The organism is Vibrio navarrensis, from assembly GCF_015767675.1.
Classification (GTDB): Bacteria; Pseudomonadota; Gammaproteobacteria; order Enterobacterales; family Vibrionaceae; genus Vibrio.
The window spans coordinates 728,497-741,051 of the sequence record NZ_CP065218.1 but is presented as its reverse complement, the minus strand read 5'-3'; the positions used below and the strand labels follow the sequence as shown (position 1 = coordinate 741,051).

At 48.9% G+C, this 12,555-nt stretch carries 8 protein-coding genes; 6 read left to right on the top strand and 2 right to left on the bottom strand.

The genetic code is table 11. The features are described 5' to 3' along the window. The first annotated feature begins 323 nt into the window (after positions 1-323). The 5 genes from I3X05_RS19965 (at position 324) to I3X05_RS19945 (ending at position 6,223) form a co-directional block, all read left to right on the top strand. Positions 324-1,358: a porin gene (locus tag I3X05_RS19965; protein ID WP_045570019.1), complete on the top strand. Its 1,035-nt coding sequence runs from the start codon at positions 324-326 to the stop codon at positions 1,356-1,358. A gap of 18 nt (positions 1,359-1,376) precedes the next feature. Continuing rightward, positions 1,377-2,387 carry a UDP-3-O-(3-hydroxymyristoyl)glucosamine N-acyltransferase gene (gene lpxD / locus I3X05_RS19960; RefSeq protein WP_045570018.1) on the top strand — a complete coding sequence of 337 codons (1,011 nt, stop codon included), beginning with the start codon at positions 1,377-1,379 and terminating at the stop codon, positions 2,385-2,387. Between the two features lie 83 nt (positions 2,388-2,470). Continuing rightward, entirely contained in the window at positions 2,471-2,959 is a 489-nt protein-coding gene (locus I3X05_RS19955; RefSeq protein WP_045570017.1) for a glycosidase, read from the top strand. Between the two features lie 125 nt (positions 2,960-3,084). Next, complete coding sequence (locus I3X05_RS19950; protein WP_045570016.1) at positions 3,085-4,215, top strand: ABC transporter ATP-binding protein; 1,131 nt, start codon at positions 3,085-3,087, stop codon at positions 4,213-4,215. 37 nt (positions 4,216-4,252) lie between these two features. Further along, positions 4,253-6,223 (top strand): alpha-amylase family glycosyl hydrolase, encoded by a 1,971-nt coding sequence (locus tag I3X05_RS19945; protein ID WP_337971208.1) that lies wholly within the window; start codon positions 4,253-4,255, stop codon positions 6,221-6,223. Positions 6,224-6,313: 90 nt separating this feature from the next. On the opposite strand, the gene I3X05_RS19940 is transcribed toward I3X05_RS19945, so the two are convergent. Continuing rightward, the gene (locus I3X05_RS19940; protein WP_045570014.1) at positions 6,314-7,321 is read right to left on the bottom strand and encodes an immunity 49 family protein; all 1,008 of its coding nucleotides are present in this window, start codon (positions 7,319-7,321) and stop codon (positions 6,314-6,316) included. A gap of 362 nt (positions 7,322-7,683) precedes the next feature. On the opposite strand from I3X05_RS19940, the gene I3X05_RS19935 reads away from it, so the two are divergent. Beyond that, on the top strand, positions 7,684-9,294 hold the full coding sequence (locus tag I3X05_RS19935) for an IS1634-like element ISSpu7 family transposase (protein ID WP_337970633.1): 1,611 nt from the start codon (positions 7,684-7,686) through the stop codon (positions 9,292-9,294). Between the two features lie 107 nt (positions 9,295-9,401). Here the strand turns inward: I3X05_RS19935 and malT are convergent, their stop codons facing one another. Then, positions 9,402-12,110 carry an HTH-type transcriptional regulator MalT gene (gene malT, locus I3X05_RS19930; RefSeq protein WP_045570013.1) on the bottom strand — a complete coding sequence of 903 codons (2,709 nt, stop codon included), beginning with the start codon at positions 12,108-12,110 and terminating at the stop codon, positions 9,402-9,404. Positions 12,111-12,555 lie beyond the last annotated feature (445 nt).

The window sequence follows — 12,555 nt, the reverse complement described above, 5'->3', positions numbered from 1 at the left end:
AACTTTGAGTTCAAGTGTGATGCTCATCAATAAATGCTGATGGAAGCTAAGTCCGGTGTCGCTTTGTGTCTCACGAATAGAATGTTTTTTTCATGAGCAAAAAGCGCTCACAAATTGGCTGTAATCTCGGCTGTCAAATCTAAAATTGTGACCAATGTCATTCAAATGAGCCAGTGAGAGTGATGAGAGTCTCATTTGAAGAAAAGGGGAGAGGAAAAACAAATCAACATGCAGAAGAATAGATAGGCGTTCACAGTGAACTACTAAATATTCAACTTAACTCTACCGACGATTTACAACCAAATGGTTGATAAGGACCTATCGTGAAAAGAACGTTAATTTCCGTCTCCGTAGCGGCGGCGCTTGCTCTCTCTTTCCCTACTCTTGCTGCCAGTGAGCGTGGCATGGACTCTGACACTGGTTTTCTTGACGAAGCGATGCAGTTTGGCGGCCATGTGGGCACCTCTCTTGAATACGAAGATAAGGTGACTGATGGCTTCAACGGCGACAAGAAAAAGGAAAAAACCACCACCCATGAAGTGTTTGGCGTCTACTACAACAACGCCCGCTGGAACCTTAGCGCGCTCTATGGCCTGAAACTGGAAAACCGTGAGCAGAGAAATCCCGGCTACCATGAAAATGAAGACGGCATTAAGCATCTCTTCTCCCTCAATAAGGGCTTTGATCTCGGTAATGGCTGGGCTACTGGTGCTATTTATGAGCTGGAGTACACCCGTAGCAAAGTATTCTCTCCTTATGTGAGTGGCCTGCGTAAAGAGCTTGCCGAACACAGCTTCCGTCCTTATCTGACCTATTTTAACAACGAGCACAACTGGGGCTTCTACTCAAATCTAGAGTACCTATACAGTTCAGAAGATAAGAGTGCCTGGGGCGAGCGCACCGAAGAAGGATACAGCTTGCTGTTTAAACCTTATAAGCGCTTTGGCAACTGGGAGTTAGGCGTCGAGCTTTACTACCAAATCAAAGACAACGAAGATCGCTCATCAAGCGGTTCTATCAATGAAATCAGTGATTTCAATGAAAAATACATCGAACCGATTGTGCAATATAGCTTCGACGATGCGGGTGTACTTTACGCACGTGTTCGCGTTGGTGAAAACGAAACCAACAATGCAGCCAACAGCGGCGGCGGCAACGCAAATGTGGATTACTTTAAAGACATTCGTAAAGCGACCTTGGGCTATGAACAGGCAGTGGGTGATAACTGGTTGCTAAAAGGCGAATATGAGTACGCGAACGAAGTCGAAGAAAAAAGTAAACTGGCGGGATGGGAAGCGAAAAACGAGAGTGAGCTCAAACAGCACACCGTTTATCTTCAAGCTTTATACCGTTTCTAACCGAGTCAAGGGGTCAACATGCTGAGTGTTTCAGAAATTGCGCAAAGTTTATCGGGTCGAGTGGAGGGGGATACTTCGCTGGTGGTGGACACCATACGTCCAGTGGTCAGTGATATCCGTGGCGGCCTCGCCGTGGTCTTTGCCCGCTCGGATCTTAAACAGCTTTCTGAAACCTCAGCCGATGTGCTGGTCGGCCCGGCAGCGATTTTGCAAAGCCCAGCCAAAGCACACATAGTGATTGACCATTTGGATGTGGAGAAAATCAATTCGCTGCTGCGCTTTTATAAAGTGCATAAATATCAGCTATTTGATCAAGGCAACACATCAACCATTGATGGGGTATATATCGGCAAACATTGCCAGATAGGGCAGGGATGCCATTTTATGCCCGGCGTACTCATTATGAACGGCGTGACCATTGGTAACAACGTGGCGATTCACGCCAATACGGTGATCAAAGAAGGCACGGTGATCGGCAATAACGTCATCATCGACTCCAACAACTCGATTGGCAACTACAGCTTTGAGTACATGTCTGGCAAAGATGGCAGTTATCAGCGCGTGGAAAGTATTGGCCGCGTCATCATTGAAGATGACGTGGAGATCGGCTGTAACAACACCATCGATCGCGGCACACTGGGCGACACTGTGATTGGCAAAGGCAGCAAAATCGACAATCAAGTGCAAATCGGCCACGACTGCCGCATTGGTAAGCACTGTTTGATCATCTCTCAATGCGGTTTCGCCGGGCACACCGTGCTGGGCGATCACGTGGTGGTGCATGGCCAAGTCGGCACCGCCGGACACATTCACATCGGCAGCCATTCGGTGATCAAAGCCAAATCTGGGGTGAGCCACTCTTGCCCGCCGGGCAGTGATCTGTTTGGTTATCCGGCCAAAGAGTCCAAAGCCTATTACCGCAATCTTGCGGTGCTGAACAAACTGACTCAGCACTATGAGCAGTTGAAAAAATCGCCACCTGAACAAAAGCGCTGGTTTGCCCGTCTGTTTGACAAGAAATCGGCCTAACAAGCGAACACAACCGACAACGCGGAGCAGGCAGTTCGGACTCCGCTGGATAGAAACGAGAACGAAATAATCAAGGATTTGTTATGAAATATACACTTCTGATTGCGGCGACCGCTACCGCGTTACTGGCAGGCTGTGCCAGCACCACCACTGAGCAGGCCCAGCCTGCCGCGACCAATGTCGACGCGCGCTTTTCTAACTGTAGCTTGCCGACGTTAGAAGATGATCGCGGGCCAATTCGCCCATCGCTGTTTGTGGTGGGTACTTTCCCAGAAGGTCAGTGGATTCATTTGGACAACCACAAAATGGGCTACAAAGGCGATGGTATCTATCAAGTGGTGGTGGACGAAAAAGCGGGCAACGTGAGCTTGCAATTTGCCACCATGAGCTGGACGCCGCAGTTCACCGCCGCCGGGATGGAGATGACGGTTGGCCAAGTGAAAGAGCTGAAACGCGGCGGCTTTGCCAAAAACACCGTAGTGAATTTGCCTAAAGATGGCAAATACGTCTGGACCATTCAGATCGCTGCGGACAAAACACCGCTGCTGGCGATGGTCACTGAGTGTCAGTAACAAAGTCATCGAGTTGGCAGCCGAAGATACGTTCGGCTGCCCGATTTACCCAGACAGATTGCCTGCCAGTCTGCCTCGGTAAATTGAGGACCAATTTTATACCCTTTTGGTAAGTGGAGAGATTCATGGCGACGGTTAGCTTACGTAAAGTAGAAAAAAAATATGAGAACGGTTTTAAAGCTGTCCATGGCATAGATCTGGATATTCGCGAAGGCGAATTTATGGTGTTTGTCGGGCCATCAGGCTGCGCAAAATCGACCACCTTGCGCATGATCGCGGGGCTGGAAAGCATTTCAGGCGGTGAAATCCACATTGGTAATAAAGTGGTAAACGACTTACCACCGAAAGATCGAGGCATCGCAATGGTGTTTCAAAACTATGCGCTTTATCCGCACAAAACCGTGTTCGATAACATGGCCTTTGGTTTGAAAATGCAAAAGCGGCCGAAAGAGGAGATTAAGCGCCGTGTGGAAGAGGCGGCTGAAAAACTGGAAATCACTGACCTTTTGTACCGTAAACCGAAAGAGATGTCTGGTGGACAGCGCCAGCGCGTAGCGGTTGGGCGCGCGATTGTGCGTAAGCCAGATGTCTTCCTGTTTGACGAGCCGCTGTCCAACCTAGATGCCAAACTGCGTGTGTCGATGCGGGTGAAAATCGCCCAATTGCATCAATCGCTCAAAGAAGAGGGCAACCCGGCGACCATGATCTACGTGACGCACGATCAGACCGAAGCACTCACCCTTGGCGATCGCATCTGCGTGCTCAACCAAGGCAAGATCATGCAGGTGGATACCCCCGCCAACCTCTACAACTATCCGGCCAACAAATTTGTCGCAAGCTTTATCGGCTCTCCGGCGATGAACCTGATTGATACGGTGATCCGCGAGGAAAATGGCCAGCTCTATGTTGAAATTGGCAATGGCCTGCGCATGTTCATTCCGGTGGAAAAGCAGAAAGCGCTCAGCGAATACGTGGATAAACCGGTTTGCTTTGGCATTCGCCCAGAACACATTCGTGTTGCCGCACCGGGTGACACCATTAACGCCGTCGAGGGCATTTTGACGGTGGTCGAAAACATGGGCAACGAGAAGTACCTCTACTTCAAAGTGGGAGGCAAGGAGCTGATCGCGCGCGTGAACGATCAAACCATCACTACCGCTGACATCGGTAAACCGATGCGCTTCAACCTCAATACCGCCTTCTGCCACATCTTCGATTTCTACAGTGAAAAGAATCTAACCAACAACCGGGAATAGTTCCCGGTTCATTTTCACAAACCACGGGGGATCTCCAATGAAAAAACGCACTATGCTTTGCAGTGCGCTGCTGGCGGCTATTGCCGCAAATGGACTGATGTTTAGCCCAACACTTTATGCTGCGACCAGCGCGCAGACGGAAAGTGGCACTTTTCTCGATTTTCGCAAAGAGACGATTTACTTTGTTTTTCTTGACCGTTTCAGCGATGGCGATGCAACTAACAACACGGGCCGCAACCCAGCAACTTACGATCCGAACAACTTGAAAAAGTATGTCGGCGGAGACCTTCGTGGCTTAATCAATAAACTGCCGTACTTGAAATCATTGGGCGTGACGGCCATTTCGATCACGCCGCCAGTGGACAACGCCGATAACCTCGATGCCAATGGTGGCGCGGGCTATCACGGTTACTGGGGACGAGATTTCTTCCGCGTCGATGAGCACTTTGGGACGCTAGACGATTTCAAAGAACTGACCGCTAAAATGCACAGCGCAGAGTACAACATGAAGCTGGTGCTGGACTACGCGCCGAACCATTCCAACGGCAACGATGAAAACGAATACGGCGCGTTGTATCGTGATGGTCAGTTCATCACCGATTACAACAGCGATGTCGCGGCGGGCACCAATTGGTATCACCACAACGGCGGTGTGACCAACTGGAATGACTGGTATCAAGTGCGCAATTTCAACTTGTTCAACCTTTCGGACTTTAACCAGTCAGATGCCAATGTGTATCAATACCTGCTGGATGGCTCAAAATTCTGGATTGATGCCGGGGTGGATGCGATTCGTATCGATGCAATCAAACACATGGATAAATCCTTTATCCAACAGTGGACCACGGACATCTACAACTACAGCAAAACGCTGGGGCGCGATGGCTTCTACTTCTTCGGCGAATGGTTTGGTGCCAGCGCCAATACCACCACAGGCATTGATGGCTACGCGATTGACTACGCCAACACCTCAGGCTCAGCGCTGCTCGATTTCGGTTTTCGCGATACGTTAGAGCGCGTGTTGGCCGGCCGTGCAGGCAATAGCATGAAAACGCTGAACAACTATTTGGAAACACGCAAATCCGTCTTCAGCAGTGATGATTGGCAAGTGGTGTTTATGGACAACCACGACATGGCGCGTATCTCGACCGCGCTACGTTCCAGTGCCTCGACGTTTGGCCCGGGCAACAACGAAGCCGGTGGCAATCAGAGCGAAGCGTTTGCCCAGCAGCGCGTTAATTTAGGTTTGGTGGCGACCATGACGGTGCGCGGTATTCCCGCGATCTACTACGGAACGGAGCACTACTCGGCGAACTTTACCCAAAACGCGTTTGGTCAAGTGGGCAGTGACCCATACAACCGTGAAAAGATGCCAAGCTTTAGCCAAGATACGCAAGCGTTTAAGATCATCCAAGCGCTGACTGAACTCCGCCAGAACAGCTTAGCGATTCAACGCGGCAGCTATACTCAGCGCTGGGTGAATGACGATGTATTGGTCTATGAGCGCCAAGAGGGCGACGATGTGGTGACCGTCGCGCTCAACCGTGGTCCTGCAACGTCGGTGACGGTGAGCAACTTGGCCATGACAGATGGCAGCCACACCAGTTTGATTGGCGATGACAGCGTTAGCGTTGCTGGCGGACAGGCGACGTTCCACTTGGCACAAAACCAAGCGGTGGTATTGCATGCCACAGGCAGTGGTAGCGTGGATCCAACGGTGAAAAGTGTCACCTTCACTTGTTACAACGGCTACACCAATCTTGGTCAAAGCGTTTACGCGGTGGGCAGTGTTGCGCAGCTCGGCAACTGGGCAGCCTCAGGCGCGGTCAAACTTGACCCAGCTCAGTACCCAACGTGGAGTGCAACAATTAGCGTACCAGCGGCGCAAAACATTGAGTGGAAGTGCCTAAAACGGGATGAAACCAATCCAGCGCTAAACGTGGTTTGGCAATCTGGTGCAAACAATCAACTGAGCAGCAGTAGCAGTGCCACCCAAGGTGCTTTCTAGCCTTAAGCTACGTCGCTAATGCTTGAATCAAACTCTGCTTAAATAAAAATCCGATAGCCTTGGCTATCGGATTTTTACCTTGCTACTCAACTATTCGGCTAACACGGATTCAACGGTGAACTCGGGCGGGTTGGCCTTGAGCGCTTCGAAGCTTGGGCCTTCGCCTTTGATCAACCACATCGGAGCGTAGAGCGAATCGAAGCTTGGCGTTTCACCCGTTTGTTGGTAGTGCACCTTTAAAAACGCGGTGAGAATGTTATGAAACAAGCAGCTACGGTCATTAAGGTGCAAGCTCTCTTCTCCGGTTTTGCCGCCATTTTGTTCGGCAAAATAGGCATACCATTGATAGTTGGCCTCGATAGACGCTTCCACCGCTTGGTCTAGCGGTGTTGCTTCAAATCCCCAGCTAATTGCAATCAGGCTGTAGAGCGGAAAAATAAGAAACTCATAGTAATTCATCCAGTAAGGTTCGCCTTTTTCAGCTTCAGCAATTAACTCACTGGTGAGGTAGGGAACCACTGCTTGCAGCAGTGCGGCCTGTTGCTCCTTGTTTTGCTCACCAAACAAAAACGCCTTAAACAAGTGAAAGAAATCTTGTTCAATCGGACGAAAATCGGTGAGGTCTGTTTTCCGTGAGATTTCATGAGCGGGAACGGCGTTGAGCTGCGTTTTCGCCTGTGGATTATCGGCCAAAATCGCCATGCTTGCGCCATCCAACCAATGAACCAAAGAGTCGTAGCTGTTGTAATCGTGCTGCTTTTCTACTGTGGTGACTTGCAAGCGCTGGGTAAAATAGTCCACCTCAATGGTCTGGTTCGGCTGGCAGTGAATCGCCCAATGCATCTTAGCCAGCTCGGACGCCGAACCAATCAAATATTGAATCGCGGGCCGAGACCAATGCAAAAGAATTGCGCTTGCTATTCGATAGAAAATATCGTCGGAAGCAGCATAGTTCTGGATGTAAGTAGAGTTTGAGGCATACATGTCAAAATTATGAATATTAAATTGTATACTGTTGATTTCACACTCGGAATAATCTGAACGATTGTCACCCATGTACAGCGAAAATTTATGGTGCGGTTTGATTGATGTATTCATGATTTAGTTTTTCGGATACCTAGCTATGTCGTTTTGCTATTTTATCATTATAAATGAGAATAAAACTCATTAATCTTGCATGGTAATCAAAACGAGTCGATTTCACCTGAATCCTCCCTTTAAGTGTGATCTTGATAGGGTTTCTATCAGTTTAGCGAGAGAACAACCTGTTTCAGCGAGATAGAGTGGGATCTAATGATGTTGCATTTTGGGTCTCAACGCAGAATATAACCGTCATTCCGCAGCTAATTCCAGAATTTAAATAGTGTGATCTGGCGATCAGTTTTTCATAAAAACCACGACACCATCTTGACCGCGATCGACAGTTTTGATCTATTACTGCTATTTGACGGTCTCAAAATATGTCTACCCATCCTGTTATTAAACGCTTAGATCACCTTGGTCTCATTGCCGCCTTTTGTCACGAAATTGGCCTGCCACGGATGATAGATGCCGTTATCCCAAAATATTCTGACCACAATGTTTCTCATGGTGACGCGGTATTGGCCATGCTCCTAAATGGACTTGGCTTTCATAGCAGAACACTGCACATGTTCTCGGACTTTTTTAAGACCAAGCCTGTGTCTAAGCTACTCGCCAAAGACATTGAAGCACACCACCTTACTGATGATGTACTAGGCCGCACCTTAGATGCTCTATACGAAGCCGATGTCTCAGCGCTCTATCAGGTTATTGCTGAGCGTGTTGTTGATAAACTGGGCTTGACGACGGATTCTGTTCATCTTGATATCACTAGCTTCCACGTTGATGGTGAGTATGCACAAGATGAAAACACCAACGTCATTAAGCTTGTAAGAGGCTACAGTCGGGATCATAGGCCAGAGCTTAACCAAGTGGTGCTTGAACTCATCTGTGAAAACCAAGCAGGTATTCCTGTTTACATGCAAGCACTGAGTGGCAACACCAATGATGCCAAGGCATTCGCTGAAGTCACTAAAAGACACATACATTGCCTAAAAGCCGCGCAAAATAGTCGTTACTTTATCGCTGATGCCGCCTTGTACACCGAAGAAAGCATCTCCTCGCTAGATGAGCAAAATCAAAAGTTCATTACCCGTGTACCCATGACCATCAAGCTCGCAAAACAAGCACTGTTTGCGCTAGAGCCAGAGCAATTAATCGCTATTGATGATGGCTACTCAGGATGTTGGATAGACTCGGATTACGGAAAGGTCAATCAACGTTGGTTGCTCGTTCACAGTGAACAGGCCACCAAGCGGGAAGAAATCACTTTCTTCAAGAACTTAGAGAAAAACATAGCAAAAGAAATCAAAGCGTTGGAAAAGCTAAGTAAAAAACCATTCGCTTGTGAAGTTGACGCAGAATTAGCGTTTAACGATTTCAAGAAACAATCTGACTTACTAGGGTTTGAACAAGGCACTCTCATCAAACTGCCGACTTACTCTCATTCGGGCCGCCCAAAGACAGATGAAGCACCGACAGGATACCAATACTTTATCGAAGCCGCTCCCTTCACCGACCTAGAAAAAGTAAAACTGGCTAAGCTCAAAGTAGGCATGTTTATCCTCGCGACAAATGACACCGACAATGAAGAACTCACCATGACGGCTCTTCTAGCACATTACAAATCGCAACAAAAAGTCGAGCGCGGCTTCCGCTTTCTAAAAAGCCCTGAATTTTTAACCTCTTCCATCTTCTTGAAAAAGCCTGAACGCATTGAAGCGTTGCTAATGATAATGACGTTGAGCTTGCTTGTTTACGCCAGTTTAGAACACAAAATCAGAGAGCAACTCGCACAAACCGAAGCGTTCTTCCCAAGTATGGTAAAGAACAAGACGACCTCCAGACCGACGGCACGTTGGGTCTTCTTGCAATTCGAAGGCATAGATACGCTAGAGATTAACGGCCAACGGTTCATCACTGGACTTCAAGATCACCAAACACAACTACTCAAATTACTCGGTAGATTCTATGAGGTAGTTTATTCCTAAATTAGCTGCGGAATGTCGGATATAAGCCAGCGTATGTGATGAAAGAAAAAAGCCGATCAATTGATCGGCTTTTGAGTGTTGCACTTATTATCTGAAATCGGGAGTATTTAATACCCCATCAATTGCAACAGGCTTTCGGCGGTGGTGATCGCCTCGCGGCGGTTAGCGATATTGAGCTTTTGATACAAGTTGCGAATGTGGGTTTTGATGGTGGTGCCTGCCACATCCAGCTCTTGTGCTATCTGCTCGTTGCTAAAGCCAGAATAGATCAGCCCCAACACTTGCCATTCACGCTGGGTGAGCGGGCTGGTGCGCACTAACTCCGGCACATTCGGGTGAGTGACCAGTTTTTCAACAAACTCCTCATCAAAATGAATCGAACGGCTGCGCTGGCTCGATGAGATATCTTTCATCAGTTGCTGCGCGCGGTGACGTTCCAGATCGCCGAGCTCGTGACGGTTGGTCAGTTTTTCTAGTAAGTTGCCAATGGTCGCCCCGTCAATTAAGAAGTTCCCGACCATACCCGTCTGGTTGGTGAGCACTAACGCCTCTTTAAGCAGCGATTTGGCTTGTTCTTCGTCTTTCTGCTGGACTGCGTAAATCGCTTCAACAATCAGGTTGCGATTTTTGTCGGTGATTAAACGTGAGCGGTTTGCTTCACTTTGCAGAAAATCGAGTGCCTGACGCGCTTCTGGGTATTGACCAAGATTGATGTGCGCGCGGGCGATGTTACGCCACTGCAATTGACAGAAGTGGTTGCTGGCGGTTTCCGGACGAACCGCACTGTTGAGCCACTCTTGCGTTGCTGTCATGTTGCCCTTGGCTTGCCAATACAAGATCAGCGAAAGCGAGGCGTTGGCGGTCCAGTCGACGTGATAAGTAGACTGTTTCATCAAATGTTGGATGTGCTCGATAAACTTACCGGCGCGATCCAGCTCACCGCGGCCAATGGCAATACGCGCCAACATCGAGTAGCTGTGTAAGTGCTTACTTGGCGCGTGATTTTCAAGGATCTGTAGCCCCTTGTAGGCGCACTCTTCGGCTTCGTCTAGGCGGTTCCAACACCACAGCACTTGCGCCCGGATGCGCAGCAAAAACTCGTGCAGCGGTACGTGTTGCAACTGCTGATCTTCTATCAATTTAAACGCCGAATCTTGCAGTTCGAATGCCGCTTGCACATAACCCTGCGCGATGAGAATTTCACTTTGCTGCAAAATTGCCCACAGCGCCTGATGGTACACTTGGTACTGACGCGCCAGCTTCTCGGTTTGTTGCATCATCGGCAGAGCACGGTCCAAGCAGCCAATCACGTGGTTGACTTCGCCGACCACGGAAGTGGCGACAATACGGCTGCGATAGATAGTGCTATCAAGCTGACTCAGTGCCAGTTCGGCCAGCTCCAGCGCTTTTTGCGGTTCATTGTTATTGATCGCCACTTGCGCCAGCAGCGCATTGGCTTGGCCCTGATATTGAATGTCGAGGTTAATATTGCGCTTTTTGTGCTCATTTTCCGCTTCCGCGAGCAAGGTGCCGACTTGATTGTAGCGGTGCTGACTTTGTGCCAGCCAAGCGCGCAGCATGGTGAGTTTGGGGTCGCTAAACAGCAAGTCTTTATCGAGCAAGTTGATCGCCGCTTCTAAGGTTGAGAGCTCACCTTGATGGAACATTTTCCAACCGTACTCGTTGAGGATCTCCGCCACCAGTTCGCCGTCGTAGGCGCGCTGTGCATGACGCAGCGCTTGATGGGGCATCTTCTGTTTGAGCCAAGCGATTGCCGCGTTGCGGTTGAGATCTTGCTCTTGCTGCGGGATGCGTGCCTGACGTTCGTGCGACAAAAACTCGCCAAACAGATTGTGGAAGCGGAACCAGTTTTGTTCCCCCTCCAGCGGATAGATAAACAGGCCATAACGGTTGAGCGATTCAATCATGCCTAGCGCGTCTTCGCGCTGGGTGAGCGCATAGACCAATTCATCGTTGAAATGATCGAGCACCGACACTTGCATCAGAAACTGACGCGTCTCTTTATCGAGCAGATCAAAAACCTCTTCCACCAGATAATCCCACAAGTGAGCGTGGTTAAAATGCGAGACCGATTCAGCCGATTGCGCCAAGGTGCGCTTTTGGTGCTGCGCTTGCAGCGCGATCAATTGCAGCGCTGATGGCCAACCTTCAACGTAAATACGGAGGTTATTGGCGGTATCTTCGTCTATTCCGTCGCTAACGCGCTGATTAAAGAAGCGCGTGGTCTCTTCGGTGTCAAAGGCGAGCATCTCATTGCCAATCTCAATCATCAGATCGCGCACGCGCAAATTGGCGGTACCGAGTGGCGGATTGGCGCGGCTAGTCACCACTAGGGTGACGTTATCCGGCATATGTTTGAGGAAAAAGCGCATCGCCTCGTGGATCTCGTCATTGGTAATGACGTGATAGTCATCCAACACCACGTAGCACTCTTGATGAAAATCGCTCATCTCCGAGAATACGTCACTAAAGAGTGAACGGAGCGAGGAAAATTGGCGTTTTTCGGCCTGTTTGAGCGCGTTGGCGCACTGGCCATTGGTGGCTTTATTCAGCGCTTGCAGCAGATAGTTTACAAAGCGGAAGCCATCGTTATCACTGTCGTCGACACTGTACCAGCCGACATGCGTTTTATCGGCTAACCACTGCGCGGCCATGGTGGTTTTTCCGTAACCCGCTGGCGAGCGAAACAGCACCAATTTGTAGTGTGGCGCTTGCTGTAGCAGATCCAGTACTCTGGGACGCACAATGGCATTATGCAGTCGTCCTGGGCGCGTGAGTTTAGAAGGAATCCACATCGTTAACTATCCTTATTTTGGCGGTGTCCGCAGCGAGGACATCGTAAAAACGGGCGAACAAAAATTAGTCAATTTGCTCGATTTGTCCGGCATGTTACGTTAAACAAAAGACGAAAGACTTTGATCCACTTCCTAATTCTCAAGAGTTGATGCTTTTCACGCCAACTACGCCCCGTTTTTGTGAACTATATCAATATTAATCTCTATTTCCAGTCTAGATTTAAATGTGGCTGCGCAACATTTTGTAATATTTTCCATTGTTGGAAAATTTATTGTGATCGGTTTTACATAAATGGATTTTAGAAAATTGCCTGTCAATCACAGCGTCATGTTTCTCTTTTAAGGTGATTGAGTGATGGCTGTGATCTTGGTCACTGCAATCTGGTTGCTGAGGTTGATTGGTGAGAGACAGATCACTAACTCATCGCTGGTCCCCCCTCTACGC

Coding starts and splice junctions, on each gene's coding strand:
- lpxD (WP_045570018.1), top strand. CDS start 1,377: ATGCTGAGTGTTTCAGAAATTGCGCAAAGTTTATCGGGTCGAGTGGAG.
- I3X05_RS19955 (WP_045570017.1), top strand. CDS start 2,471: ATGAAATATACACTTCTGATTGCGGCGACCGCTACCGCGTTACTGGCA.
- I3X05_RS19950 (WP_045570016.1), top strand. CDS start 3,085: ATGGCGACGGTTAGCTTACGTAAAGTAGAAAAAAAATATGAGAACGGT.
- I3X05_RS19945 (WP_337971208.1), top strand. CDS start 4,253: ATGAAAAAACGCACTATGCTTTGCAGTGCGCTGCTGGCGGCTATTGCC.
- I3X05_RS19940 (WP_045570014.1), bottom strand. CDS start 7,321: ATGAATACATCAATCAAACCGCACCATAAATTTTCGCTGTACATGGGT.
- I3X05_RS19935 (WP_337970633.1), top strand. CDS start 7,684: ATGTCTACCCATCCTGTTATTAAACGCTTAGATCACCTTGGTCTCATT.
- malT (WP_045570013.1), bottom strand. CDS start 12,110: ATGTGGATTCCTTCTAAACTCACGCGCCCAGGACGACTGCATAATGCC.